We start from the raw sequence: 25,676 nt of genomic DNA on the forward strand, positions 1-25,676 counted from the left end.
TATGGCAAACGACATCAAGCATATCGTTTTCGATATCGGCAAAGTTCTTATTCATTACGATCCGCTTCTTCCCTTCAGCCGCCTCATTCCCGATGAGGCCGAGCGCAACTGGTTTTTTGCCAATGTCTGCACCCACGACTGGAACGTCGAGCAGGACCGCGGCCGCACCTGGGCGGATGCCGAAGCATTGCTGATCGAGCAGCATCCGACCCGCGAAGAGCATATCCGCGGCTTCCGCAAGCATTGGCACGAGATGGTGCCACATGCCTATGAAGACAGCGTCGCGATCATGGAAGGCTTCATCGATGAAGGCCGGGACGTAACGATGCTGACGAACTTCGCCTCCGATACGTTCCGCGAGGCGCAGGAGCGCTTCGCCTTCCTTAGGAAACCCCGTGGCGTGACCGTTTCCGGGGATGTCGGCCTCATCAAGCCGGATATCGCGATCTACGAAACGCATGTGAAGAGCTTCGGCCTCGATCCGGCCGCGACGATCTTCATCGATGATGCACCTGCCAATATCGAAGGTGCCAAGGCTGCCGGCTGGAATGCCGTGCTCTTTACCGGCGCCGACAAATTGCGCGCCGATCTCGCCACCTACGGACTGAAGGCCTGAGCCATGAGCTTCGACCCCGCAACGGCCATCGACCGCTTCCACGCCGCGATCAACGATCTCGATTTTCCTGAAATCGAAAACTGGTTCGCCGAGGATGCGACCTATGTCTCCAACGGCGTCGGCAGCCTTGCCGGCCGGGCCGAGATCATGGCCGCATTCCGCCGCTACTTCGATGATTATCCGGATCAGACAGCCGAAAATTCGCTGGTCGAGAGGCTGACGCCGCTCTCCGGCCGTGCCGTGTGGTCCGTCCGGGCGACGCACAGCAAGACCGGAACGCCGCTGATCCGCGAGGGCGAGGAAACAATCACCTTCAACGAAGACGGCAAGGTCACGCGGGTCGATGTGACTGACTATCAGGAGTTCTGAAGAAGAGTTCCAGTCCTGAAACAAGAAGCCCGGGGTCCTTCGACTCCGGGCTTCTTTTTCTTCTTCCGTAACTGGAGGTACAAACCGGAAGAAGGGTTAGTGTCAACCTTGCAAGGTGCTGCTCAACCCACCTTTGCGAGGTCACTGCGGATAATGGACCGCAACTCGTCGATCGGGCGCAGGGATTGCCCGTCGTCGAAGTGCCAGAAGGTCCATCCGTTGCATGCATCAAGGCCCTGCACTTTCGCGCCGAGGCGATGAATGGAGCCGGCTTCGCCGCCCGAGGCGACAGTGCCATCGGCGCGCACCACAGCACTGTAGCGCCGCTTGGCATCCGTCAGCACTTGGCCGGGCTTGATGAGGCCGCTTTCGACCAGCACGTTGAAGGCGACGCGGGCTTCGGCCTTCTTGCCGGTCATGACAGTCAGTTCCGCCTTGCCGAGCGGCTCGACGGCGGCGATGCGGGCAGAGGCCGTATCGATATAGTCCTGCTCGCGCTCGATGCCGACGAAGTGCCGGCCAAGGCGTTTGGCGACGGCGCCGGTCGTTCCCGAACCAAAGAAGGGATCGAGGATGATATCGCCGGGCTTGGAGGAAGCCATGATGACGCGGGCAAGCAGCGCTTCCGGCTTCTGGGTCGGATGGGCCTTCTTGCCATCCTCGCCCTTCAGGCGCTCGTTGCCACTGCAGATCGGGAACAGCCAGTCGGAGCGCATCTGCACGTCGTCATTGGCGGCCTTCATGGCATCGTAGTTGAAGGTGTATCCCTTGGCCTTGGCGTTCGGGCTTGCCCAGATCATCGTCTCATGGGCGTTCTGGAAACGGCGGCCCTTGAAATTCGGCATCGGGTTGGTCTTGCGCCAGACGATGTCGTTCAAGATCCAGAAGTTCAGATCCTGCAGCGTGGCACCGACGCGGAAGATGTTGTGATAGGAGCCGATGACCCAGATCGTGCCCGTCGGCTTCAGCACGCGGCGGCAGGCAAGCAGCCAGGCGCGGGTGAAAGCATCATAGGCCTCGAAGGAGGCAAACTGATCCCATTCGTCATCGACGGCATCGACCAGCGACTGGTCCGGCCGGTGCAGCGTGCCGCCGAGCTGGAGATTGTAGGGCGGATCGGCAAAGATGACGTCAACGGACTGGCTCGGAAGAGCCTCAAGGGCTGCAACGCAATCACCCTTGATGATCGTGTCGACCCAAGAGCCCGGCTTGACGGAAGTCTTAAGGTCGGCAAGCGGATAAACAGACGCCATGTAGATACTCACCCATACGCTTTACGCTTAACTGTCCATTATGGTTACGCAAGTTGGTTACCAAAGCCTGAAGCGCTGGCCGATTTCGGGAAAATATTCCGCTTGGCGTATCAATGAGAGGCGGACGCATGACCGCGCCCACCCCAATTTCACTCCGCCGCATGGGGCATGTGGACCTGCCTGCTATCATCGGGCGCCTCGGCACGCTCGACCATGCCATAGTCCCTGACAACATGACCGATGCGCAGGCGATAATCGGCGAAAATACCGTTGCGGCCGGCCTTCTGGGCCGCCCGATGGGCTTCGAGGTTGCGCCACTCACGCACCGCCTCTTCATCCCGGAAGAAGGAAAGCGAGAGGATCTTGCCGCGCATCGTCAAGCTCTCGAAACGCTCGATGGAAATGAAGCCGTCGATCTTTTCGAGTTCGGATCTGAGTTCCCCTGCCAGGTCCAGATATCGATGGCGCTCGCCGACATAGGGGATAACTTCGAAGATGACGGCGATCATGGCAGCACCAGACTGGCATGAGGGGCCGATACATTCTTCAGGAAGACGCGGTCTTCCTTCAGGATGAAACGCTCACGGCGGGCGAATTCATAATTTTCCCGGCCGAGCGGATCGGCGGCAAGCCGCGCGCGATAAGCCTCGTAAGCTGCGAGGCTTTCGATGTTGTAGACACCATAGGCCGTCGTCGCCGAACCTTCATGCGGGCCGTAATAGCCAATCAGGTCAGCGCCGTTTTTCGGGATCGCCTGCCCCCAGTTGCGGGCATATTCGGCAAAGGCATCCTTGCGGAAGGGGTCGATCTCGTAGCGGATGAAGCAGGTGATCATTGGTTTTCTCCTTTCGTGTGAGAGGAGTTTTCCCACATTGCCGTACGAGAATGCTTCGGCTACGATCGAAGTATGAAAGAAGGCCCTGACATTGCGCAGATCGGCGCGCTCATCGGCGATCCGGCGCGCGCCAACATGCTGGCGGCGCTGACGGGCGGCCGTGCACTGACGGCAACGGAGCTTGCAGCGGCCGGCGGCATCACGCTGCAGACGGCGAGCAGCCATCTCTCCAAGCTGGAAGCCGGCGGTCTGCTGGCTCAGCGCAAGCAGGGACGGCACCGCTATTTCACGCTGGCCGACGAAGCGGTGGCCCGGCTGATCGAAAGCATGATGGGCCTTGCGGCAAGTCGAGGGCATCTGCGCCACCAGCCCGGCCCGAAGGACCCGGCGTTGCGCAAGGCGCGCATCTGCTACGACCACCTCGCCGGCGATTACGGCGTACGCATGCTGGACAGCCTGGTTGCGACGGGATCGATCGATGCCATCGGCGACGGTCTCGCGGTGACGGCCAAGGGCGAGAGCGATCTGCAATGTATCGGCATCGATGTCGGCAGCCTCAAATCCTCGCGCCGGCCGCTCTGCCGCTCCTGCCTCGACTGGAGCGAACGCCGCGCCCATCTCGCCGGAAGCCTCGGCAAGGCATTGCTCGCGAATTTCATGGAAAAGGGCTGGGCACGGCGAATGCCGGAAAGCCGGTCGGTGATGTTCTCCACCGAAGGCGAGCGACAGTTTCTGAAATTGTTTCCGCTGGAAACCTAGCAAGGCGCTACCAGCACATTCCGGAAATGACCATGTGCGACCGTGCTGCAGAGTTCGCTCCATTCGCAATCCGCGCAGGCATTGCGGATGGTATCGGCAGCGAAACCGCGGCGTAGTCTTTTCAGCAGGGCCTTATCGGGAATGAGGCGAGCGCCCTCATCTACCCGCATGCCCAACAGCCTGCCCACAGCTTCGGCGGCAGCTTCGTCCCTGGCCTTCGGACCGGGCAGAAGGCAATGCGCCGAAGCCTCGGACAACAAGGGAGCACAGATATCATCGGGGCCGGAGACGATTTCGATCTCCTCTCCGGCCGAGAGACGCTCTGCGATGCGGCGGTAGTTGGCGGTGAAGGCCGGAGTGTAGCCTTCACCGACAAATGTCAGCATGCAGAGCAGATGATGGGCGCGCAGCCTGACGGTCAATGCATCTCTGCCCGGCCGCCATAAATGCGGATGCCCTTGAGCACCGCCGCTGCAAGCGCAGACTTCAGCACGCCGCCGAGGATGAAGGGGGCTACACCGAGCAGCCAACCCTTTTCCGCACCGATCAGCGAGCCGAGATAGAGGCCGCCGAGAACAAGGCAGAAGATGTTTGCGGCAAGGTGAGCGGTGAAGCTTCTGATAATCTTGTCGCCAGTCCAGCCGCGCTCGGCGAGCCAACCGACCATCAGCGCCATCAGCGGAAAGGCAACGAGATAACCGGCCGTCGGGCCGGCAAAGGGCGCAAGGCCGCCGGAACCATTTGCCAGCACAGGTGCGCCGAGCATGGCCTCGCCCAGCCAGGCAAGAACGGTGAGCGCACCGAGGCGCCAACCGTAGAGCGCGCCGATCATGGTGACGGCGAAGGTCTGCATGGTGATCGGCACCGGCACCATCGGCACCGCTATCTGCGAGGCAAGCGCCAGCACCAGCGTGCCGGCCAGAACGAAGAGATATTTGACCGCTAGCGACCGTGCGGAGAGGCGCAGCGGATCGAATGCCAGGTGACGGGGCTGGTCAGAGATAGACATGAAATTCTCCTTTTCAAAATTATAGATAATTTTTGATTCCCATCTATTTGATGGCGGAGATTTTTGCGCGACGCAAGAGAGGATGCATGGAATTTGAATGCAATCGGATTATAAGCAACATAAAGACACGCCGAAATCCCTGAAAATCAGGATACTTCACGCCTTCTGAAATTATCTATAATTTCTTGAAATTCAGCCGACGATGGCAAAAGCTTCCCGCTCTCCGGCCTTTTGGACGGGCTGCGGAGCACGTCCGATCCACTGCACATGCTTCTGGAGAATGGCAGCGGCCTCCTCCGCCTTGCCCTGGCGAAGTGCCGCAAGAATGGCGCGGTGGTCATGATCGGTGCGCTTTTCCCAGCCCGAACGCCAGGCGGAGAAGAGGAAGCGGGCGCTTGCCGCATGCAGATCGTCGATCGAGGCCAGCAGGCGCGGCATGGCGCAAGGCGTGAGGATCAGGCGGTGGAAGCGACGGTTTGCCTCTTCCCAGGCATGGACATCGGCGGCTGCATCGCCTTCGCGCGTCGCCTCTTCCGCAGCATCCAGAATGGCGGGCGTCAGGTGGCGGACGGCGTGCTTTAAGGCGAGCACTTCGAGAGCGGCGCGCATTTCCGCCACTTCTCGTACTTCGGCGAGATCGAAGGAGGCGACGCGCACGCCACGGCGCGGTTCGCTGATCGCCAGCCCCTGCGCCTCCAGCCGGCGAAAGGCCTCGCGCACCGGCACATGGCTGGTCTCGAATTCTTCGGCAATATGGTCCTGCCGGAGACGGGCACCGGGCGCAAGCTCACCATGCACGATGCGCTCTGCAAGCACGCGGGCAATACGCGCGGCTATGGTATCTTCGGGTTCCCTGTTCATTGCCATCAAGTAGCGAGCCCTGCAGGGCTTGTCGAGGTCGTATGACAGCCGTTACCGCAAAGCCGCCCGCGCGGCGCAATCCAGCCATGCCCCGTCGTCGGTTGAGCTTTCGGCAGCCATCGTGTAAAGCCACATCATCCCCAAACAAGGCATGAGTATATGGACGGCTTCGACCTCATCATCTTCGACTGCGACGGCGTTCTGGTCGATTCCGAAATCATTGCAGCGGATGTTGAATCCAAGCTGCTGACGGAAGCAGGCTATCCGATCAGCGTCGAGGAAATGAACGAGCGCTTCGCCGGCCTGACCTGGCAAGACATCCTCTTCCAGATCGAACGGGAAGCCAGCATTCCGATCTCGGCATCCTTGCTCGACAAGTCGCAAAAGCTTCTGGACATCCGGCTTGAGCAGGAAGTCCAGGCCATTCCCGGCGTCGAATTCGCCGTCAGCCGCCTGTCGATGCAGCGCTGCATCTGCTCGAACTCCTCAAGCCAGCGGCTCGACATGATGCTGGGCAAGGTCGGTTTGAAGCAACTCTTTGCGCCCAACATCTTTTCGGCCAAGGATCTCGGCCCCGACCGCGCCAAGCCGAAGCCGGATATCTTCCTGCACGGCGCAAGCCAGATGGGCGTTTCGCCTTCCAAGACAGTCGTCGTCGAAGATTCCACCCACGGCGTTCATGCAGCGCGTGCTGCCGGCATGCGGGTCATCGGCTTTACCGGCGGCTCGCACACCTACCCTTCGCATGCCGACAAGCTGACGGACGCGGGTGCAGAGACTGTCATCTCGCGCATGAACGATCTGCCGGGTGTCGTCGCGGCTCTGGCGGAATGGGAAGGCGTGCTTTAAACGCCTCGCAGGGCCTGCGGGCGCTATTTTGTTATGCAACTCTAGAGTTCATGTTATGGTCTCGGTGGATTTTCCGATCCACCGGCTCCGAGGCTGATCGACGCTTTCCGCCGGCTCACCAGTTTAGACGGAGGAGGACGTCATGCCCATCATGGGACAAGGCTGGGAATTGTTCATCAACCGGCAGAGCGAGCAAAACCGCCACGGCAGAACCCGCACAATCGGAACTTACCAGATCCACCACAATGGCAATGCCCGCGATGGCCTCTCCGGAACCTCAGTGGAAACGAAGGGACCGGGTGACAACAGAGTGCGGGGCAACGGCAGGCGAATTGAAGCAGGCCGCTATCCGCTTGCGACGCAAGCAGGCTCCCACTACCTCACGATCGGCTACCTCGTTTCAAACGACCCCGATCAAACGCCGAAGCCGGGCCTCGAACTGCTGAATACCGGAAACCGCACGGAAATCCTGGTGCATCCGGGCCATGGATTTCTGGCGAGTGTCGGCTGTATCAACCTGACGGCCCGGCTTGCAAGCGGCAATACCGACATAAATTTCGTCGACAGTCGTGACAGGGTGATCGACGCGATCAACGACCTCAAGAATTTCCTCGGCAACGACTTCCCGCATTTTAACGGACAGCCGATCGCGAATGCGTGGGTTGTGATCGACGGAGAGCCCTGAGAGCCGTCAGCTGCTCTTCTTCTTCGCGCCCTTGCCGCCATTCTTGGCCGGCTGATTGTCGAAGCCGACGTTGACGCGGACGAGTGCCCCGGAGCCGACCGGCATCTTGACGCCTTCATGACGGAAGATGACCTGCGTGGCAGATGAGCCCGACGGAATCTCGGTCGGGAAATTGATGACTTCCGATGACAGCACGTCCTGACCGTCCAGTACCGAGATGCGGATCGGCAGGGTGACCGGACCCGGCGTACCGCCTGGACCGGCGACGAGACGAAGCTGGGCCACGACGGTCATGGAAAGCGCTGTGTCGTTCAGCGTGCACTGGCGCGTATAATCACCGAAGGAGGCCTGGAAGACCACCTGTTGCGCGTCGCCTGTCTTTGCTCCCTTCGCATAGGTGCGGAAGATCGCATCCTGATCGCGCAGGAAAATCTGTGGGCATGCGCCCTGCACAACGGGTGCGACCGCGCCCTGTGCGGTAACGCCGGTGCCGATCGGGGCCTGGTTCGACGACGGATTGGTCGGGGCTACCGGCATGATCTGGGCATTGCCGTTCGGCTGTAGCGGAGCGGGGCCGCTGCTGGCAGCAGCAGCTTCAGGTTTGCTGTCGCCACCGAGGCCAAGCGAATTGCAGCTGGCAAGAGCAGCAAGGAGCGATGCAGAAACGACGAAACGAGAGACCTTGCCGAGCACGATATTCCATCCCTTGCGAACGCTTTTTCTAGGTTCCTGTAGGTTCTTGCGACTTTTGCGCAAGGCCTTTCATGACAGTTGGCGATGGTCTATATCAGCGGCGCAAAGAAAAATCGATTGGGTAAGCACCGTTTTGATGCACTTTTCGGCGCCGGATGCGGGCAAGTTCAATGAGATACCTGCGATGGTGCCCCGGCGTGCCGGCAGGTTCCCGGTTTTCGGTGAAGGCAGCATCTCATTTGCGCACCGAATTTCTCCAGCCATAGATCAAGGATGACGAACGTGGACTATATCTCGACCCGCGGCGAGGCCTCTTCCCTCGGCTTTTGCGACGCCCTTTTGGCAGGGCTGGCGCGCGATGGCGGGCTCTACGTTCCCCGCAAATGGCCGAGCTTTTCCAAAAAGGAAATCCGGGCGCTGCGCGGCAAGAGCTATCAGGAGATCGCCTTCACCATCCTATCGCCCTTCACCAATGGCGAAATTCCCGACGAAACCTTCCGGGCGATGATCGACGAGGCCTACGGCACTTTCCGTCATCCGGCGATCGCGCCGCTGGTGCAGACCGGCCCGAACAGTTTCGTCATGGAGCTCTTCCACGGCACGACGCTCGCCTTCAAGGACGTGGCGATGCAGCTTCTCGCCCGCCTGATGGATTATGCGCTGGAGAAGCGCGGCGAGCGGGCGACGATTGTCGGCGCCACCTCGGGCGATACGGGTGGCGCTGCGATCGACGCCTTTGCCGGCCGTGACCGCACCGACATCTTCATCCTCTTCCCCCATGGCAAGGTCTCGCCGGTACAACAGCGGCAGATGACGACGTCGACGGCCGGCAACGTGTACGCGCTCGCCGTCGAAGGCAATTTCGACGATTGCCAGAACCTCGTCAAAGCCATGTTCAACGACGCGGCCTTCCGCGACAAGGTGAAGCTCTCGGGCGTCAACTCGATCAACTGGGCGCGCATCATGGCCCAGATCGTCTATTATTTCACGACAGCGATCGCACTGGGCGGACCGGACCGGAAGATCTCCTTCACCGTACCGACGGGGAATTTCGGCGACATCTTCGCCGGCTACTGTGCAAAGCGTATGGGGCTGCCGATCGACAAGCTCGTCATTGCCACCAACGAGAACGATATCCTGGCGCGGACGCTGAAGACCGGCCGTTACGACATGAAGGCGGTGAAGGCGACGACCTCTCCATCAATGGATATCCAGATATCCTCCAACTTCGAGCGGCTGCTGTTCGAAGCCTATGACCGCGACGCGTCCAAGGTGCGCGCCGCCATGGAAAGCCTCAAGCAATCCAGTGGGTTCGAGATTTCGCCCGAAGCGCTGAAGTTCATCAGGAAGGATTTCCGCGCCGGCCGCGCGAGCGAACGCCAGGTGGCTGAAACGATCCGCAAGACCTATGCGGACACCGGCTATCTGCTCGATCCGCATTCGGCTATCGGCGTCTTCGTGGCCGCCAAGCGGGAAAAGGCTGATACCCCGATGGTGACGCTTGCGACCGCCCACCCGGCGAAATTCCCGGCGGCCGTAAAATCCGCCTCCGGTATTGACCCGGCGCTTCCGACGTGGCTTGCTGATCTGATGCACAGGGAGGAGCGCTTCCAGATCATCGAGCCCGAGCTCAAAGCGGTTGAAACCTTTATCGGCAAGCATGCCCGCAGCTAGATGACGGCAGGCGCAGAAAGATAGCACATGACAGTTGAGTGCACCCGGCTCAAATCCGGGCTGACAGTAGTCACACAGACCATGCCGCACCTTGAAAGCGCTGCGCTCGGAGTCTGGATCAAATCAGGTTCGCGCAACGAGACGGAAGACGAGCACGGCATTGCCCACCTGCTCGAGCACATGGCCTTCAAAGGAACGGGGCGACGTTCCGCCCGTGAGATCGCCGAGGAAATCGAGGATGTCGGCGGCGAAGTGAACGCCGCAACCTCCACCGAGACGACGTCCTACTATGCTCGCGTATTGAAGGACCACGTGCCGCTCGCCGTCGATATCCTTGCGGATATCCTGACGGAATCCGCCTTCGAGGAAGAAGAGCTGGAGCGCGAAAAGCAGGTTATCCTGCAGGAGATCAACGCGGCCAACGACACGCCCGACGACGTCGTCTTCGACCGCTTCTCCGAGGTGGCCTATCGCGGTCAGACCCTCGGCCGGCCGATCCTCGGCACGCCGGAAACCGTCGTTTCCTTCACGCCGCAACAGATCCGCTCTTATCTCGGCCGCAATTACACGACCGACCGGATGTTCGTGGTGGCGGCGGGCGCCGTCCAGCATGACGAATTCGTCCGCATGGTCGAAGACCGCTTCGCCAGCCTGCCGACCCAGCCCAATGCTCCGCCGGTCATGGAGGCTGCGCGCTATATCGGCGGCAATGTGCGCGAGCCACGCGATCTCATGGACGCGCAGATCCTGCTCGGCTTCGAGGGCAAGGCCTACCATGCCCGCGATTTCTATTGCTCGCAGATCCTCGCCAATATCCTCGGCGGCGGCATGTCCTCCCGTCTGTTCCAGGAAGTGCGCGAGTTCCGCGGCCTCTGTTATTCGGTCTATGCCTTCCATTGGGGCTTTTCCGATACCGGCATCTTCGGCATCCATGCCGCGACCGGCGGCGAAAACCTGCCGGAGCTGGTGCCCGTCATCATCGACGAGCTGCACAAGTCGGCCGACAGCATCGACCAGAAGGAAATCGAGCGAGCCCGTGCGCAGATCCGCGCGCAGCTTCTCATGGGCCAGGAAAGTCCTGCGGCGCGGGCCGGCCAGGTCGCCCGGCAGATGATGCTCTACGGCCGTCCGATCTCCAATCCGGAGATGATGGAACGCCTGGAAGGCATCACCATCGAGCGCCTGACCGATCTTGCCGGTCGCCTCTTCTACGATACGGTCCCGACGCTTTCGGCGATCGGCCCGCTTGAGCAGCTTGCCCCGATGGAAGACATCACCGCCTCGCTTTCGGTTCCGGCACCGAAGACGAAGCTCGCAAGCCGCTGACCGCCACATCCGTTGCGCCGGGGGTTATCGATGCCAAAATCGGTTTTTCGGTTCCTTTCGCGACAGCCCGAAGCGGTCGAACTTGAAAACGATAAATATGTCCTGCGCCTGCCGCGCTACCAGGATTTCAATCAGTGGCACCGGCTTCGCGCCGACAGCCGCCGCTTTCTGGAACCCTGGGAGCCGACATGGCGGCGCGACGAGCTGACCGAAGGCTCTTTTCGCGCCCGGGTGATCCGCGGCAAGCAGGAATATGCCTCGGGACAGGCGATCCCGCTCTTCATCTTCCAGAAGAAGGACACGGCGCTCGTCGGCGGCATCACCATCGGCTATATCCGCCGGGGTGCCGCCCAGAGCTGCATGATCGGCTATTGGATGGGCGAGCGTTATGCCGGCCAGGGCCATATGTTCGCCGCACTTCAACTGGTTATTCCCTATATCTTCGCAGGGCTTGAGTTGCACCGTATCGAAGCAGCCTGTATTCCAGAGAATGCACGGAGCATTCGCCTGCTTGAGAAAGCCGGGTTCCAGCGGGAAGGCTACCTGCGCGGATATTTGAAGATCAACGGTCAGTGGCATGATCACGTGATGTTTTCACGCCTAGTCACCGACGCGGATACAGGCAGGAAACCCAACAGCCGATGAACAAAGACCGCATGCTGCCGACGTCACCGTCCGGACGAATGATCGCGGTGATCGCAGCCCTTCTCCTGTCGGTACTCGCCCTTGCGGCGGGAACCGTGCAGGCGGCCGAACCGGTCAAGATTTCCCGCGACGACACTGCGCTGGACCTGACTGCCACCACCGAAATCTACGCCAATCAGGGCGAAGCCTTCCAGGTTTCGACCGCGGCCGGTGCCGATGGCATCCGCCGGCGCATCGAGGTGCGCTCGAGTTCGGAAAACCATCAGGGCGACTGGGCGGTCTTTGCGCTCGCCAACGTCTCGGAAGAGCAGCTTGAGCGCGTCATCGTCGCGCCGCACTTCCGCCTCGTCAATTCCAAGCTGTTCTGGCCCGACCTCGGTTCGCAACGTATCATCGCGATCACGCCGAGCGAAGGTTTCGCGCTCGACCGCCAGCAGAGCGACGAGGCTGACGTCTTCCGCATCACTCTGAACCCCGGCGCCGTCATCACCTTTGTTGCCGAGCTCGCGACGCCCGACCTGCCGCAGATCTATCTGTGGGAGCCGGACGCCTATAAGGATACGATCAACGCCTTCACGCTCTATCGCGGCATCGTTCTCGGCATTGCCGGCCTGCTCGCCGTCTTCCTGACGATCCTCTTTGTCGTCAAGGGTACCTCGATGCTGCCGGCGACCGCGGCTCTCGCGTGGGCGGTGCTCGGTTATATCTGTGTCGACTTCGGCTTTCTCGGAAAGCTGATCAGTGTCGCCTCGGCGGATCAACGAATATGGCGCGCCTGTGCGGAGGTGGCGCTCGCCTCCAGTTTCGTGATCTTCCTGTTCACCTATCTCAATCTCAACCGATGGCATGTGCATCTAGGCTATGCGACGCTTGCCTGGGTGCTGGGTCTCGCCCTGCTGTTCGGCGTTGCGATCTATGATCCATCGATTGCAGCCGGTATCGCGCGGCTTTCCTTCGCGCTGACGGCGGCGACCGGCCTGCTGCTCATCATCTATCTCGGCTTCAACCGCTATGACCGCGCCATCCTGCTCGTGCCGGCTTGGGCGCTGACGCTCGTCTGGCTTTTCGGCGCGTGGCTGACGGTGACCGGTCGGCTCGACAACGACATCATCCAGCCGGCGCTCGGCGGCGGTCTCGTGCTTATCGTGCTTCTGATCGGCTTTACCGTCATGCAGCACGCCTTTGCGGGCGGCGCATTCCAGCAGGGACTGTTCTCCGATCTGGAGCGCCAGTCGCTGGCGCTGACGGGTTCGGGGGACATGGTCTGGGACTGGGACGTGGCGCGCGACCGTGTGGTGACCATTCCCGACGTTTCCGTGAAGCTCGGACTATCGGCGGGCATGATGCATGGGGCGGCGCGGAACTGGCTGCCGCGGCTGCACCCCGATGATCGCGACCGCTTCCGCGCCACACTCGACGTGCTGCTCGAGCACCGACGCGGGCGGCTGAACCACGAGTTCCGCATCCGCGCCGAAGACGGCCATTTCCACTGGCTGTTGATCCGCGCGCGGCCGGTTCTCGGCTCGAATGGCGAGATCATTCGCTGCGTCGGCACGATCGTCGACGTGACCGAGCAGAAGAATTCCGTCGAGCGGCTGCTGCAAGATGCGTTGCACGACAACCTGACGGGCCTGCCCAACCGGCAGGTCTTCCTCGACCGCCTGCAGTCAGTGCTGACATTGGCGCCGGGCGGCGAAACGCTGCGCCCGACCGTCATGGTGATCGACATCGACCGCTACAAGCTGGTCAACGATTCCCTCGGCGTCGCCGCCGGTGACAATATCCTGATCGCACTCACCCGCCGCCTGCGTCGCCTCCTGAAACCGCAGGATACGCTGGCACGCCTTTCCGGCGATCAGTTCGGCCTCATTCTCGTTTCCGAGCACGATCCGGCCAAGGTCGCGGATTTCGCCGATGCGATGAGCAAGGCGATCATGGTGCCGATCAACTTCTCCAACCGGGAGATCATCCTGACGGCCTCCATCGGCCTCACCTCCTGGGTAGACCAGCAGGAGAGCGCGTCGGGCTTGCTCAGTGACGCCGAGCTTGCCATGTACCGCGCCAAACGCGCCGGCGGCAACCGCGTGGAGCCGTTCCAGCCGGCCTTCCGCGATTTCGGCACCGACCGCCTGCAGCTCGAATCGGATCTTCGCCGCGCCATCGAGCGCAAGGAGCTTTCGATGGTCTACCAGCCGATCGCACGGCTGGAGGATGTCGAGATCGCCGGCTTCGAGGCGCTGATGCGCTGGGAACATCCCAAGCGCGGCAATATCCCGCCGTCCGAATTCATTCCGATCGCCGAGGCGTCCGACATCATCGGCGCGCTCGGCATCTTCGCGCTGGAACAGGCGACCAACGACCTGATGGCCTGGCAGAACCAGACCGGCGAACTGCCTATCTTCGTCTCCATTAATCTGTCCAGCGTGCAGCTTCTCAACAACGAACTCTACGACGACGTCCGCTCGGTGCTGGCGAAGACCCAATTTGATCCTTCGCAGCTGAAGCTCGAGCTGACGGAATCCATGGTGATGGAGAATCCGGAACAGGCGCGCCTCGTGCTGCAGAAGCTGAAGGAAGCAGGCCTCGGCCTGGCGCTTGACGACTTCGGCACCGGCCATTCCTCTCTCGCCTATCTTACACGCTTCCCCTTCGACACGATCAAGCTCGACAAGGCGCTGGTGCGCGACAACAGCGACAAGAAGGCGACCATCTTGAAATCGGTGATTTCCATGGCGCGCGAGCTGGACATGAAGGTCGTGGCGGAAGGCATCGAGTCCAACGAGGATGCGATCGAACTCGCCAAGATGGGCTGCAGCTACGGTCAGAGCTATCTCTTCGGCCCGCCGATGCCGTCGGAGTCGGTGCTGCGGCTCTTGAGGGAACGGTTTCCGTTAACGAAGCGGGCCTGATCCCGAAGCTTGTTTCATCGGTTTTTTCCGGGGGATTGGCACCTCTCCGCTCGATACTGCTTTCCCTGCTTGCGGCGGCCATTGACCATTGGCCGCCGATATGCGCCTCTGCCTCAGCGCAACAAGGAAAATCCGATGCTGAAGCTTCTGCTCGCCCTCTCGATGGGCGCCTTTTGCGTCTCTCCGGTCTACGCCGCCGAAATTCATCCGCCCTCGCTGAGCTGCCTGGCGACAGCGGCGCCGGCGCGCTGTGAAACCCTGAAAAAGAACTTTCAGGCGGCCTATGCCCTGGCTCATAAGGGAGATCATGGCGCGCAGGTCACCGTGGCCTTCTGCCTCTCTACCGGTTGTCGCGGCGCTGTGATCGTCGACAAAGTCGCCGCTTGCAGCTGGCATATCGTCATCGCCAATTCCGGGGCAGCGACAGTGATTGACGGCTCGAATCTCAAGGATACCTGCCGCCCGATGACGGAAGAGCAGAAAAGCACTGCACGCGCCTTGTCCAACGATCTCGTCCGCAAGATCTATAACCGTCAGGTGGTCGCAGCGGACCAGATGTAGGCGGGGTGGCTTTTGCCAGATCCGGCGACTGCGGGCGCGAAATATCGTTGCCCTCGCCGCTTTCGTCGTTATTCTGCCCGCAAACAAAACCGGGAGGTACCCTATGATCCTGCACTGCGTATTCATGCGGCTGAAGAGCGCTTTTACACCAGATGACAAGCAGGCGCTGTTCGAAGCCATCGTGGCGCTGAAGCAAGTGATTCCGGGAATTCTTGACATTAAATACGGGCCGAATGTTTCACCCGAGGGGCTGCATGGCGGTTTCGTCGACGGTTTTGCAGTGACCTTCGAAAGCCCGGAGGCCCGGGATACCTATCTCGTGCATCCAGAGCATGTGGCCGTCGGCGAGCGCATCGTCTCGTCGACGGACGGAGGCCTGGCCGGCCTCCTGGTTTTCGATCTCGTTATCTGACGAAGCAATTCCAGGAAAAATGTGTAGCGGTTTTTCCGTCCGGAATTGCGTCATTCCCGACGAAGCTCAGCTTGACTTCGCCATGGCGGTGGAGAGCCGGTCGACGTTGTAGCGGAACATCTTTTCGTAGGTCGGCGCCGGGCCTTTGGCGTCCGACAGCGATTCGACGTAAAGCTCCCCGCCCGGCTCGGCACCGGTCGCGGTAGCAACCTGCTTGACGAGCCGCGGATCGTTGGAGTTTTCGAAGAAATAGGTCTTCACGTGTTCCTGCTTGATCTGTTCGATCAGCTTGGCAACGTCGGCCGCCGATGCTTCGCTTTCGGTCGACAGGCCGAGGGGTGCCAGGAAGCTGACATTATATTCCCGGCCGAAATAGCCGAAGGCATCGTGGCTGGTCAGCACCTTGCGGCTGTTCTCGGCGATCTTGTCGAACTTGGAATGTGCATAGGCATCCAGTTCGTCGAGCTTCTTCGTGTACTTTTCAGCATTCGCCTTGAAGGCTGCCGCATCGACCGGATCGGCAGCGGAAAGTGCCTTCTCGATATTGGCGACCCAGACCTTCACATTGACAGGGCTGTTCCAGACATGCGGATCGGTAACAGTCTTTCCATCCTCTTCCATCGTGCGGGTGTCGATGCCCTCTGACACCGTGACCGGATTTCCCTTGTAGCCGGAGGCAGTGATCAGGCGGTCCATCCAGCCTTCCAGCCCCTCGCCGCTGACGAAGGTGACTTTAGCGGCATTCAGCGCCTTGGCATCGGCCGGCGACGGCTCGAATTCATGGGGATCGCCGTTCGGTCCGACGAGGCTCGTGACCTTGACGTGATCGCCGCCGACCTGGCGGACGACATCGGCAAGCACGGTGAAGGAGGCAACGACCTTCAGCGTTTCGGCGGAAGCCGGCACGGCCGAAAGCGTCATCAGCATGGGCAAGGCCGCGGAAAGAAGCAGTCTGCGAGATATCATTGGTGTCTCCTGTGATCAGCCCTTCAGATGCGGGCGGGGGAAGAAACGCCGGGCAAGGCCCGACGGCGCGAAGAAGATGGAGAGGACGTAAAGCAGGGCTGCTGTCATGATGATCGTCGGGCCGGAGGCAAGTTCGAGGTGATATGACGCGACGAGGCCGAGGTAGCCGGAGGCTGCGGCACTCACCGTCGCTGTCGTCATCATGGCCGGCAGGCTGCGAGACCAGAGCTGGGCGACCGCCGCCGGCAGCATCATCAGGCCGACGGCCATCAATGTGCCGAGCGCCTGGAAGCTCGCAACAAGGTTCAACACCACCAACAGCAGGAAAAGAAAATGATAGACCGGCCCGCGCCCGCCGACGGCGCGCAGGAAGCCCGGATCGAAGCATTCCGCGACCAGCGGGCGGTAGATGATCGCAAGCGCCAGCAATGTGACCGACGTGATGGCACCAATCTGTGTCAGCGCCGGCGCGTCAATGGCAAGGATCGTACCGAAAAGCACGTGCAGCAGATCGATGTTCGAACCGCGCAGTGAGACGATGAGGACACCCAGGGCCAGTGACGCCAGATAGAAGCTTGCGAAACTCGCATCCTCCTGCAGCACGGTCATGCGGCTGACGACCCCGGACAGCAGCGCAACGGAGAGACCCGCCACGAGACCACCAATGCCCATTGCGGTCAGCGACAGCGAGCCGGCAACGAGATAGCCGACCGCAGCACCGGGCAGCACGGCATGGCTCATGGCATCTCCCATCAGGCTCATGCGGCGAAGCATCAGGAAAACACCGATGGGGCCGGAACCGAGACCAAGGCACAGGCAAGCGACGAGCGCGCGGCGCATGAAGCCATAGTCGGCGAATGGGGCGAAGAAGATATCGTAAGCCGTCATGCCGCCGGCTCGCAGGCTTCGGCATCCTCGTCCCAGCGTTCGGCCATGACGCGGGCCTGTAGAAGATTGGCAGACGACATGACTTCCTGCGTCGCCCCCCAGCCGATCAGCCGGCGGGCAAGCAGCAAGGTTTCCGGGAAATGCGCCCTCACCTGCTCGAAATCATGGAGCACGGCGATCACCGTCCGGCCGTCGCCATGCCAGCGGACCACGATGTCGAGCAGGTCCCTTGTCGTTCGGGCGTCGATGGCGGTGAACGGTTCGTCGAGCAGGATGATGCGAGCATCCTGCAGCAGCAGGCGGGCGAAGAGCACGCGCTGGAACTGGCCGGCCGAAAGCGAGCCGATATGGCGCTTCTCGAACCCTTCCAGACCGACGGTGGAGAGTGCGGCGCGGGCAGACGTAGTGTCTTGCTTTGCGATGCGGCCGAAGGCGCCCGCCGAACGCCAGCTCCCGAGCAGGACGATATCCAGCACCGAGATCGGGAAACGCCTGTTGATCTCTGCCGCCTGGGGAAGATAGCCGAAATCAGTGCGTTGCAGCCGGCGCTCCACCCGCCCCTCGGCAGGGCGCAGTTCCCCCATGATCGCCTTCAGCAGCGTGGATTTTCCCGCGCCATTCGGTCCGGCGATTGCCGTCAGGCTGCCGGGCTCGAACGTGCCGGAGAGATGATGAACGGCGGGATGACGGTCATAGGAGACAGTGAGGTTGTCGAGGCGGATGTCAGGCGTGTTCATGGCAGGAGAACTGCCCAGTGAATGGCGAGCCAAAGCAGGGCGACGACAGCAATCGCGCCGCTTGCACGCAAAAGTGCCGATTGCCCGAGAAGACTGATGGCGAGACGTTCAGGGGCGGGTGACATGCTCATTCCTTTTATGTAATAACATTACCGTTATGTTATAACAAATGCGGCGAGAATGAGGCAAGCGATTCGATCAATGCGGCGGCCTGCGGTCGAGGGACCAGACACCGATCGTTTGATCAAAACAAAAAAGGGCGCCCGAAGGCGCCCCAGCATTCGATCTGCGGAAATGGACCTCAGAGCTGTTCGAGCATTGCAGCCGCGCCGGAAACCGTTGCCTGACCGGGCGTTTCCTCGACGTTGAGCGACTTTACGACGCCATTCTCAACCAGCATGGAATAACGCTTGGAGCGAACGCCGAGGCCGCCGCCGGAAAGATCGGCGTCGAGACCGACTGCCTTGGTGAAACCGGCATCCCAGTCGGCGAGGAAATGGATCTTGCCGAGACCACCCGACGACTGCGCCCAGGCGCCCATCACATGCCAGTCGTTGACAGCAAGGACGGCGATGTCGTCAACGCCCTTGGCGAGGATGGCATCGCGGTTTTCCAGATAGCCCGGCAGGTGGTTCAGCGAACAGGTGGGCGTGAAGGCGCCCGGCACGGCGAAGAGCACGACGCGCTTGCCGGCAAAAAGCTGCTCGGTCGTGGTTTCGACCGGGCCGTCGGTAGTCTTTTCCTTGAAGGTGGCGGCAGGGAGCTTGTCGCCGATCGCGATGGTCATGGATTTTCTCCTCGGTTCTGGCTGGTCGCGGCACGGCCGCGGGGGATCGAGAGGGACTATAAGATGCGGTCAATCAAAGGCAAGCGTGCTTTCCATGGCGCGTGCGCCGTCGATGATAAGCACCCGCCATTGCTTGCCGCTGGTGTGATAGTTCTTCGGCAGCTTGCCGATGGCGATGTCGGTGGAATAGGCCTTGCCGCTGCGCGCAACATTCATCTGCTTGGTGAAGGCATAACCGCTCGGTCCGGTAACGACGATGTCGGGCGTGCCGCTTCCCGCCTCCGGCAAAGTGATCTTCAGGGAGAGCTGCTTCAGGTCGGGCGACATAATGTGTGCTACGACCTCGAAATCGGCAGACGGCGCTTCGGGAAGGCGGGCAGCGGCGCTCTGAAGGATCATTTCCTCCTGTGGGCGCGACTGGGCGGCACCACCGAATTTCAATGAAAGCTGCGCCTGGAAAGGAATGCAGATATCCTTACAGATGCCGATGAAGGCGGTGGCGTCAAGAACGACCGGACCTGCCTTCGAAGCCGTCAGCGACAAAGGCAGGGTCACCGGCGCCTCATAGCCGATATCCTCGGCCTTGCTGCTGGAGATATATTTCGGAGCGGGATAGGAAATGGCGTCAAGAGTGACGCCGCTTTGCGGTGCGATGGTGACCTGCGGCGGGATGCCGTTATTGCCCGGTTCACGCCAATAGGTGATCCAGCCGGGCTTCGGCTCGATCTGCAGGCCTGCCTTTATATGGCCGTCAGCGTCCGGCGGCAGCGCCACGAGACGCATGCGGCCACCTTCGTTCTCCGCCCAGTCGCTCATTTCCGCATGCGCCTGACGCAACAATGGAAGCACGGACGCCGCCGAAATGACTGCAATCAACAGGGGCCGCGCGAGCAAAGAAATAACTCTCATGGAACAAGGGTTTATCGAAACTTGCCAATAGCCGCCAGAAGTCCTGCCCATTTAAATCTTCATTTTCAGTTGATTGATTTGTGACATTGCCCCATGTTTCTCTTGTCGGAGCCTTTGTGCGGTCTGGCGGCAGGAGGAACCATGTCCCTAGCAACGCTGAAGAACAGACGGGAACGCGGATTTTTCGACGGTCAGTTCCTGATCGCCATGCCCGGCATGGAGGATCGTAACTTCGCGCGCACAGTGATCTATATCTGCGCCCACTCGGATGCAGGGGCCATGGGCTTCGTCATCAATCGCCCGCAAAGCCTGACCTTCACCGATGTTCTGCTACATCTCGACATGATCAAGCAGGAAGATTCCATCGTGCTGCCGAAAGATGCGCGTGAGTTTCCGATCCAAACCGGTGGGCCGGTCGAAAGCGGTCGCGGTTTCGTGCTGCATTCCGACGATTATATCAGCGACTCTTCCATCCCCGTCAGCGACGATATCTGCCTGACGGCGACGCTTGATATCGTGCGCGCCATCTCCAAGGGCGGCGGCCCGAAGCGGGCTACCATGCTGCTCGGCTATTCCTCCTGGGGTGCGGGCCAGCTCGAAAACGAGGTGGCCTCCAATGGCTGGCTCAATTGCGCGGCCAATGAGGAGCTGATCTTCGATCGCTGCCTCGATGACAAGTATGAGCGGGCGCTTGCCAGCATGGGCGTGACGCCGGCCATGCTTTCGGCCGAAGCCGGCCACGCCTGACCGCATCATTCCGGAACGAAATTCGGTCACTCGCGTTTTCAGTCGGCAAGCGCGGACACTCCGTCCGTGATCCGAAAGGAGACACACACATGGGTAGCACTGGCGACAAGATTTCCGGCAAGGTCAATGAGATGGCCGGCAAGGCAAAGAAGACTGCCGGCAAGGCCACCGGCGACCGCGAAATGCAGGCTAAGGGCAATGTGCAGGAAGCCAAGGGTAAGGCCCAGGTCGCGAGCGGCAAGGTCAAGGACAAGCTGAAGGGCGCTGTCGACCGGCTGTGACGCCTCGTTTCATCCGCACATGCAATGCCTGTCGCACCCATGTGCGGCGGGCATTTTCCGTCATACCCGCCTGTAGGAGGCTGCCATGAGGTTGTTTGCCTGCGACAATTGCGATCAGGTCATCCATTTCGACAACAGGCAGTGCGTGCGCTGCAACCATCGCCTCGGCTTCTTTGCGGGCGATCTTTCCATGCATGCGCTGGAATCGCGCGACGAGGCGAACTGGCAGCTCGTCTCCGATCCGAACCGGCTCGTACAGTTCTGCGCCAATGCGGGCCTCGACATCTGCAACTGGCTGGTCGATGACAACAATGATTTCTGCATTACCTGCCGCCATAACCGGCTGGTGCCGAATACCGACACGCAAGATGGTATCGACCGCTGGCGCCGTATCAGCCTGGCGCAGCGCCACCTGTTCTACTCGCTACTGCGCTGGAACCTGCCGCATCCGGACCGGCAGGACGACCCGCAAGGCGGCCTCGTTTTCGATTTTCTCGAAGACACCGTGCAGAATGACGGCAATGTCGTACCGGCCATGACCGGCCATGAGGACGGGCTGATCGCGATCCGTGCAGCCGAAGCAGACGACGTGACCCGCGAGCTGGCGCGCACGGCAATGGATGAGCCCTATCGCACCCTGCTCGGCCATTTCCGTCATGAGACCGGGCACTTCATCTGGAACAAGCTGGTGCACGACCGCGATGGCTTCGACGAATTCCGCGCCGTCTTCGGCGACGAGCGACGGGACTATGGGACGGCGTTGCAGGACCGCTATGCCAACGGACCCGTTGCCGGCTGGCAGGACAGCTTCATCAGCGCCTACGCCTCCGTCCACCCCTGGGAGGATTTCGCAGAATGCTTCGCACATTACCTGCACATCGTCGATACGCTGGAAACGGCGCGCAGCTTTGGCATCGCGATCGATCCGCGCGGGCATGAAGAGATTGCTGGTGAGGTGGATTTCAATCCCTATCGCGCCCAGAGCGCCGAACAGCTCGTCGGCGCCTGGGTGCCGCTCAGCCTTGCGATCAATGCGATCCAGCGCAGCATGGGGCAGCCGGATTCCTATCCCTTCGTGCTGTCACCGCCTGTCGTGACGAAGCTCGAATATATGCACCGGCTGATACAGAATGCTGCGGCAGACCAGCGGCAGGCGGCCTGATCAGCTTGCCTTCTTGCTCTTCTTGAAGGGCTCCATTCCCTTGCGGGCGAGTTCGTCGGCGCGTTCGTTCTCAGGATGGCCGGCATGGCCCTTGACCCAATGGAGCGTAACCTTATGCCGGTTGCGCGCCTCTTCCAACGCCTGCCAGAGTTCGGCATTCTTCACCGGCTTGTTATCCGATGTCCTCCAGCCGTTCTTCTTCCAGCCGAAAATCCACTTGGAAATTCCGTCCTTTACATAGGCGCTGTCGGTATAGAGATCGATTTCGCAGGGCTCCTTCAGAGCAGTCAGCGCGGAAATAGCGGCCAGGAGTTCCATGCGGTTGTTGGTGGTTTCCGCCTCGCCGCCGCAGAGTTCCTTTTCCACGTCGCCATAGCGCAGGACCGCCCCCCAACCGCCGGGCCCGGGATTGCCGGAGCACGCGCCATCCGTGAAGATATCAATATGCTTCATAGGCTCAGTCCATATTCGGCGGGCGAGGAAATCTGGCGGTGGAAGCGCAGCTTGCGCAGATATTCCAAAGGATCCTTTTTGGTCACCATCGCGCCTTCCGGCGTCATCAGCCAGTCGTAGAGACGGGTGAGGAAGAAGCGTAGCGCCGAGCCGCGGGAAAGCACCGGCAGAGCTTTGATCTCTGCATCGCTCATTGGACGCACGCTCTGGTACCCTTCCAGCATCTGCGTGCCCTTGGTGATGTTGTAGGCGCCGTCCTTTTCGAAGCACCAGGCGTTGAGGCAGATCGAAACGTCATAGGCGAGCAGATCATTGCAGGCGAAATAGAAATCGATGAGCCCCGAAAGCTCGTCACCCAGGAAGAAGACGTTATCGGGGAAAAGATCGGCGTGGATGACGCCATCAGGCAAATCCTTCGGCCAATAGGCGCGCAGGAAATTGAGATCGCTGCGGATCTCGTTCTGCAGGCCGGGCTCGACCTCGTCGGCGCGGGCCTCGGACTTGTCCCAGAGCGTCTGCCAGCCTTCGAGCGACAAGGCGTTCGGCCGCGTCAGCGAAAAACCTTCGCCGGCGACATGCATTTGCGCCAGCGCCTTGCCGACTTCGCGGCAATGCTTGGCTTCTGGCTTTCTGAGCCACATGCCTTCCAGGAAGGAGATGAGTGCGGCGGGACGGCCCGACAGCGTGCCCAGCAGCGCGCCATCCTTGCGCGGGAGCGGCAGCGGGCAGGACAGGCCGCGGGCGGACAGATGCTGCATCAGGCCGAGAAAGAACGGCAGATCGCCCTTCTCCACCCGTTTCTCGTAAAGCGTCAGGATGAGCGGCGCTTTTGAGGTATGCATCAGAAAGTTGGAATTCTCGACGCCTTCGGCGATGCCCTTGTAGGAGAGCAACGTGCCGGCATCATATTCGGTGAGAAACCATTTCAGATCGTCTTCGGCGATATCGGTATAAACTGCCAAGGTAGATATCTCACTGTAGAACCGGTGTCGTCAGATAGGCAGGACAGAGAGGGAGATCCCCTCACTTCATTCCCCGTTCACGAATGCCATGTCGGCCGTCGTCAGTTCAAGGCTGCGCAGTTCGCGGTTGACGAGGAAATGCTCGTTTTCCTGCACGGTTTCGGCAAGCTCGACGCGGGCATCGAAGCGGGTGCGGAAGGCCTCGATGATCTCGTTGACGATCACTTCCGGGGCAGAGGCACCGGCAGACAGGCCAAGCGTAGCGATCGGGCCGATCTCATCCCAGTCGAGTTCGGAAGCACGCTGCACGAGGATAGACTTCTTCGCCCCCGCCCTGAGCGCCACTTCGACAAGCCGCTTGGAATTGGACGAATTCGGTGCGCCGACGATGATGAACAGATCGCAGCCGGGGGCTGCTTCCTTGACCACTTCCTGGCGGTTGGTCGTGGCATAGCAGATGGAATCAGCGGCCGGAGCCCGCAGGTTGGGGAAGCGCTCTTCAAGCCGCTTGATGACGCCGGCGGTATCGTCGACCGAAAGCGTCGTCTGCGTGACATAGCCGAGATTATCGGCATCATCAGGCTGATAGGCGTCCGCATCCTCGACAGTTTCGATGAGGGAAACAGTGCCTTCGGGCAGCTGACCCATGGTGCCGATCACTTCGGGATGGCCGGCATGGCCTATCAGGACGACATGACGGCCGAGGCGGTTGTGGCGCATCGCCTGCTTGTGGACCTTGGAAACCAGCGGACAGGTTGCGTCGAGATAGAAGAGATTGCGGGCATTGGCATCCTCGGGCACGGATTTCGGCACGCCGTGGGCAGAAAAGACGACCGGCTGGGCACGATGTTCCGTCGGGATTTCGTCAAGTTCCTCGACGAAAACGGCGCCCTTGGCCTCCAGACCCTCCACGACATAGCGGTTATGGACGATCTCGTGGCGGACATAAACAGGCGCACCATAGGCCTTCAGAGCCAGCACGACGATCTGGATTGCCCGATCGACGCCGGCGCAGAAGCCGCGCGGACCGCAGAGCCTGATCGTCAAGGGAGGTTTTGCCGCAATGTTCATAACATATCCAGATTAAGCTTCAGGGACCTCTAACCCAATATGGGTCGGAATTGAAGCGATACTATTGCGCTGCACCCTTGCGGGGACGGAACCAGGAGATGGCGACGACACCGACGAGCGCCGCAGCCAGCCCATACCAGGTGAAGGCATATTGCAGATGGTCGTTCGGCAAATCGACCTGCGTGACGCCGCCGATTGGAAAGCCCGCGGGGTTGGGCGTGGAATCGGCATCGACAAAGAAGGGCAGGACATCAGTCTTGTCGAGGTCGACGCTTGACGCCATCACATCCAGATCTTTCCAGTAGAAGATGTTCTTTGCCACGTCATTGTCAGGCACCAACGAGGAGGGTTTGCCGGGGAGTTTGGCGCGCGCGAGGCCGGTTACCGTCTGCTCGCCGGTCAACTGACCCTGCATGCGCATTTCCGGCTCCTTGTTCTCGTAGGGAACGAAGCCTCTGTTGACCAGGATATAGCGCCCGTCCGCAAGCTGCAGCGGTGTATAGATGTAATAGCCGGTCTGGCCACGCCAGGTGGCGAAGAAATGGCGCTCCTTGTTGTTGATGTAGCGGCCGGTTGCGGTGACCGTGCGATACTCGATATCGCCGCCCTGAGCGGCCATGGTCTCGATATCGGCAAGTGGAACCGGGGCTGCGGCTCGGCGCTCGGCGATATCGGCGAGCAGGCCTTCCTTCCAGTGAAGACGCTCCACCTGCCAGGTGCCGAGCGAAATCAGGATGGCGAGCGCAATGAGAACGGTTATGCCGGTAAACACCGGCAGCTTGCGGCGAGGGGCCGGACTTTCGATGTCAGTCACTCAGGCGTCCCTCGCGGGCATTGTGGCGATATTGCATGGCGATCAGGATGCCCTTGCACCAGCGCAACGCCAGCAGGGAGAGTATGATTGTGAGCGGGGCAAAGAGCAGAATGTGAACCCAGATCGGAGGTGCATAATTGACCTGCAGCCAGAGCACCGAACCGATAATGATGAAGCCGACAATGAGGATGACGAAGACGGCGGGGCCGTCACCTGCATCGGCGAAGGAATAGTCGAGCCCGCAGGCGGCGCAACGCGGCTTGAGCCCCAGCACGCCATCGAAAAGCTGGCCGTGACCGCAACGCGGGCAGCATCCCTTGATGCCGGTCTTGACCGGGTCGACCGGTGGAAATTGCGCGCTATCTTCACTCATGCCGATCTCCATGCAGGCGGCTTTTCGTCGCCTGCCTTAACTCTCCCATAAAGTATTCGCATCCCGAATG

The 25,676-nt window shown here is 60.8% G+C and carries 32 protein-coding genes; 14 read left to right on the forward strand and 18 right to left on the reverse strand.

Translation table 11 applies throughout. From position 1 onward, the window contains the following. Position 1: 1 nt before the first annotated feature. Entirely contained in the window at positions 2–616 is a 615-nt protein-coding gene (locus AC1DUP_RS17875; RefSeq protein ID WP_477833484.1) for an HAD family hydrolase, read from the forward strand. A 3-nt stretch (positions 617–619) separates the two neighbouring features. Further along, a complete protein-coding gene (locus tag AC1DUP_RS17880; protein ID WP_477833486.1) occupies positions 620–985 on the forward strand; it encodes a nuclear transport factor 2 family protein in 366 nt (121 codons plus the stop codon). Between the two features lie 122 nt (positions 986–1,107). Here AC1DUP_RS17880 and AC1DUP_RS17885 read toward each other — a convergent pair whose 3' ends face one another. The 3 genes from AC1DUP_RS17885 to AC1DUP_RS17895 all read right to left on the reverse strand — a co-directional run bounded on the left by AC1DUP_RS17885 (position 1,108) and on the right by AC1DUP_RS17895 (position 3,073). Further along, entirely contained in the window at positions 1,108–2,238 is a 1,131-nt protein-coding gene (locus tag AC1DUP_RS17885) for a DNA methyltransferase (RefSeq protein WP_477833488.1), read from the reverse strand. Between the two features lie 149 nt (positions 2,239–2,387). Continuing rightward, on the reverse strand, positions 2,388–2,747 hold the full coding sequence (locus AC1DUP_RS17890; protein WP_477833490.1) for an antibiotic biosynthesis monooxygenase family protein: 360 nt from the start codon (positions 2,745–2,747) through the stop codon (positions 2,388–2,390). Then, positions 2,744–3,073 (reverse strand): NIPSNAP family protein, encoded by a 330-nt coding sequence (locus AC1DUP_RS17895; RefSeq protein WP_477833492.1) that lies wholly within the window; start codon positions 3,071–3,073, stop codon positions 2,744–2,746. The genes AC1DUP_RS17890 and AC1DUP_RS17895 overlap by 4 nt, the downstream gene beginning before the upstream one ends. A gap of 72 nt (positions 3,074–3,145) precedes the next feature. Between AC1DUP_RS17895 and AC1DUP_RS17900 the strand changes: the two genes are divergently transcribed. Beyond that, on the forward strand, positions 3,146–3,832 hold the full coding sequence (locus AC1DUP_RS17900) for an ArsR/SmtB family transcription factor (protein WP_477833494.1): 687 nt from the start codon (positions 3,146–3,148) through the stop codon (positions 3,830–3,832). On the opposite strand, the gene AC1DUP_RS17905 is transcribed toward AC1DUP_RS17900, so the two are convergent. From AC1DUP_RS17905 to AC1DUP_RS17915, 3 genes are all read right to left on the reverse strand, one after another. Then, on the reverse strand, positions 3,829–4,254 hold the full coding sequence (locus tag AC1DUP_RS17905) for a DUF1284 domain-containing protein (RefSeq protein WP_477833496.1): 426 nt from the start codon (positions 4,252–4,254) through the stop codon (positions 3,829–3,831). The genes AC1DUP_RS17900 and AC1DUP_RS17905 overlap by 4 nt on opposite strands. Further along, positions 4,251–4,841 carry a biotin transporter BioY gene (locus AC1DUP_RS17910; RefSeq protein WP_477833498.1) on the reverse strand — a complete coding sequence of 197 codons (591 nt, stop codon included), beginning with the start codon at positions 4,839–4,841 and terminating at the stop codon, positions 4,251–4,253. The genes AC1DUP_RS17905 and AC1DUP_RS17910 overlap by 4 nt, the downstream gene beginning before the upstream one ends. Positions 4,842–5,033: 192 nt before the next feature. Next, a complete protein-coding gene (locus AC1DUP_RS17915) occupies positions 5,034–5,702 on the reverse strand; it encodes a GntR family transcriptional regulator (RefSeq protein ID WP_477833599.1) in 669 nt (222 codons plus the stop codon). A gap of 159 nt (positions 5,703–5,861) precedes the next feature. On the opposite strand from AC1DUP_RS17915, the gene AC1DUP_RS17920 reads away from it, so the two are divergent. Together AC1DUP_RS17920 and AC1DUP_RS17925 are read left to right on the forward strand one after the other, a co-directional pair. After that, complete coding sequence (locus AC1DUP_RS17920) at positions 5,862–6,551, forward strand: HAD family hydrolase (RefSeq protein ID WP_477833501.1); 690 nt, start codon at positions 5,862–5,864, stop codon at positions 6,549–6,551. Positions 6,552–6,693: 142 nt separating this feature from the next. After that, positions 6,694–7,236, forward strand: a complete 543-nt coding sequence (locus tag AC1DUP_RS17925) for a hypothetical protein (protein ID WP_477833503.1) — start codon at positions 6,694–6,696, stop codon at positions 7,234–7,236. 6 nt (positions 7,237–7,242) lie between these two features. Here AC1DUP_RS17925 and AC1DUP_RS17930 read toward each other — a convergent pair whose 3' ends face one another. Next, positions 7,243–7,932 (reverse strand): hypothetical protein, encoded by a 690-nt coding sequence (locus AC1DUP_RS17930; RefSeq protein WP_477833601.1) that lies wholly within the window; start codon positions 7,930–7,932, stop codon positions 7,243–7,245. Positions 7,933–8,202: 270 nt separating this feature from the next. Between AC1DUP_RS17930 and thrC the strand changes: the two genes are divergently transcribed. The 6 genes from thrC (at position 8,203) to AC1DUP_RS17960 (ending at position 15,456) form a co-directional block, all read left to right on the forward strand. Beyond that, the gene (gene thrC / locus AC1DUP_RS17935) at positions 8,203–9,603 is read left to right on the forward strand and encodes a threonine synthase (RefSeq protein ID WP_477833505.1); all 1,401 of its coding nucleotides are present in this window, start codon (positions 8,203–8,205) and stop codon (positions 9,601–9,603) included. Between the two features lie 27 nt (positions 9,604–9,630). Beyond that, positions 9,631–10,929, forward strand: coding sequence for a M16 family metallopeptidase (locus AC1DUP_RS17940; protein ID WP_113297180.1), 1,299 nt, complete (start codon positions 9,631–9,633; stop codon positions 10,927–10,929). Positions 10,930–10,959: 30 nt separating this feature from the next. Further along, positions 10,960–11,574 carry a GNAT family N-acetyltransferase gene (locus AC1DUP_RS17945; protein WP_477833507.1) on the forward strand — a complete coding sequence of 205 codons (615 nt, stop codon included), beginning with the start codon at positions 10,960–10,962 and terminating at the stop codon, positions 11,572–11,574. Then, positions 11,571–14,483: a sensor domain-containing phosphodiesterase gene (locus tag AC1DUP_RS17950; RefSeq protein ID WP_113309881.1), complete on the forward strand. Its 2,913-nt coding sequence runs from the start codon at positions 11,571–11,573 to the stop codon at positions 14,481–14,483. Before AC1DUP_RS17945 ends, AC1DUP_RS17950 begins: the two co-directional genes overlap by 4 nt. Positions 14,484–14,618: 135 nt before the next feature. Continuing rightward, positions 14,619–15,044: a hypothetical protein gene (locus tag AC1DUP_RS17955; protein WP_113297183.1), complete on the forward strand. Its 426-nt coding sequence runs from the start codon at positions 14,619–14,621 to the stop codon at positions 15,042–15,044. A 103-nt stretch (positions 15,045–15,147) separates the two neighbouring features. Next, complete coding sequence (locus AC1DUP_RS17960) at positions 15,148–15,456, forward strand: Dabb family protein (RefSeq protein WP_113509645.1); 309 nt, start codon at positions 15,148–15,150, stop codon at positions 15,454–15,456. A gap of 66 nt (positions 15,457–15,522) precedes the next feature. Here the strand turns inward: AC1DUP_RS17960 and AC1DUP_RS17965 are convergent, their stop codons facing one another. The 6 genes from AC1DUP_RS17965 to AC1DUP_RS17990 all read right to left on the reverse strand — a co-directional run bounded on the left by AC1DUP_RS17965 (position 15,523) and on the right by AC1DUP_RS17990 (position 19,743). Continuing rightward, positions 15,523–16,422 (reverse strand): metal ABC transporter substrate-binding protein, encoded by a 900-nt coding sequence (locus AC1DUP_RS17965; RefSeq protein WP_113297185.1) that lies wholly within the window; start codon positions 16,420–16,422, stop codon positions 15,523–15,525. Between the two features lie 15 nt (positions 16,423–16,437). Beyond that, positions 16,438–17,310, reverse strand: coding sequence for a metal ABC transporter permease (locus AC1DUP_RS17970; RefSeq protein WP_477833511.1), 873 nt, complete (start codon positions 17,308–17,310; stop codon positions 16,438–16,440). Next, the gene (locus AC1DUP_RS17975) at positions 17,307–18,047 is read right to left on the reverse strand and encodes a metal ABC transporter ATP-binding protein (protein WP_477833513.1); all 741 of its coding nucleotides are present in this window, start codon (positions 18,045–18,047) and stop codon (positions 17,307–17,309) included. The genes AC1DUP_RS17970 and AC1DUP_RS17975 overlap by 4 nt, the downstream gene beginning before the upstream one ends. Further along, positions 18,044–18,172: a hypothetical protein gene (locus tag AC1DUP_RS17980; RefSeq protein WP_477833515.1), complete on the reverse strand. Its 129-nt coding sequence runs from the start codon at positions 18,170–18,172 to the stop codon at positions 18,044–18,046. Before AC1DUP_RS17980 ends, AC1DUP_RS17975 begins: the two co-directional genes overlap by 4 nt. Before the next feature lie 176 nt (positions 18,173–18,348). Beyond that, positions 18,349–18,834 (reverse strand): peroxiredoxin, encoded by a 486-nt coding sequence (locus AC1DUP_RS17985; RefSeq protein WP_113509642.1) that lies wholly within the window; start codon positions 18,832–18,834, stop codon positions 18,349–18,351. Positions 18,835–18,903: 69 nt separating this feature from the next. After that, entirely contained in the window at positions 18,904–19,743 is an 840-nt protein-coding gene (locus AC1DUP_RS17990) for a protein-disulfide reductase DsbD domain-containing protein (RefSeq protein ID WP_113509641.1), read from the reverse strand. Between the two features lie 141 nt (positions 19,744–19,884). On the opposite strand from AC1DUP_RS17990, the gene AC1DUP_RS17995 reads away from it, so the two are divergent. The 3 genes from AC1DUP_RS17995 (at position 19,885) to AC1DUP_RS18005 (ending at position 21,933) form a co-directional block, all read left to right on the forward strand. Continuing rightward, positions 19,885–20,490: a YqgE/AlgH family protein gene (locus AC1DUP_RS17995; RefSeq protein WP_115035588.1), complete on the forward strand. Its 606-nt coding sequence runs from the start codon at positions 19,885–19,887 to the stop codon at positions 20,488–20,490. Between the two features lie 89 nt (positions 20,491–20,579). Further along, a complete protein-coding gene (locus AC1DUP_RS18000) occupies positions 20,580–20,771 on the forward strand; it encodes a CsbD family protein (RefSeq protein ID WP_113297191.1) in 192 nt (63 codons plus the stop codon). 85 nt (positions 20,772–20,856) lie between these two features. After that, positions 20,857–21,933 carry a zinc-binding metallopeptidase family protein gene (locus AC1DUP_RS18005; RefSeq protein WP_477833518.1) on the forward strand — a complete coding sequence of 359 codons (1,077 nt, stop codon included), beginning with the start codon at positions 20,857–20,859 and terminating at the stop codon, positions 21,931–21,933. On the opposite strand, the gene rnhA is transcribed toward AC1DUP_RS18005, so the two are convergent. The 5 genes from rnhA to AC1DUP_RS18030 all read right to left on the reverse strand — a co-directional run bounded on the left by rnhA (position 21,934) and on the right by AC1DUP_RS18030 (position 25,606). Next, positions 21,934–22,386 carry a ribonuclease HI gene (gene rnhA, locus AC1DUP_RS18010; RefSeq protein WP_113297193.1) on the reverse strand — a complete coding sequence of 151 codons (453 nt, stop codon included), beginning with the start codon at positions 22,384–22,386 and terminating at the stop codon, positions 21,934–21,936. Next, positions 22,383–23,348 (reverse strand): homoserine kinase, encoded by a 966-nt coding sequence (locus AC1DUP_RS18015; RefSeq protein WP_113297194.1) that lies wholly within the window; start codon positions 23,346–23,348, stop codon positions 22,383–22,385. The genes rnhA and AC1DUP_RS18015 overlap by 4 nt, the downstream gene beginning before the upstream one ends. Positions 23,349–23,414: 66 nt before the next feature. Further along, positions 23,415–24,419 (reverse strand): 4-hydroxy-3-methylbut-2-enyl diphosphate reductase, encoded by a 1,005-nt coding sequence (gene ispH / locus AC1DUP_RS18020; RefSeq protein WP_113297195.1) that lies wholly within the window; start codon positions 24,417–24,419, stop codon positions 23,415–23,417. Between the two features lie 61 nt (positions 24,420–24,480). Continuing rightward, on the reverse strand, positions 24,481–25,233 hold the full coding sequence (locus AC1DUP_RS18025; protein ID WP_477833522.1) for an SURF1 family protein: 753 nt from the start codon (positions 25,231–25,233) through the stop codon (positions 24,481–24,483). Beyond that, entirely contained in the window at positions 25,226–25,606 is a 381-nt protein-coding gene (locus AC1DUP_RS18030; RefSeq protein ID WP_113297258.1) for a DUF983 domain-containing protein, read from the reverse strand. Before AC1DUP_RS18030 ends, AC1DUP_RS18025 begins: the two co-directional genes overlap by 8 nt. Positions 25,607–25,676 lie beyond the last annotated feature (70 nt).

It is taken from the genome of Rhizobium sp. 01L419 (assembly GCF_056400025.1).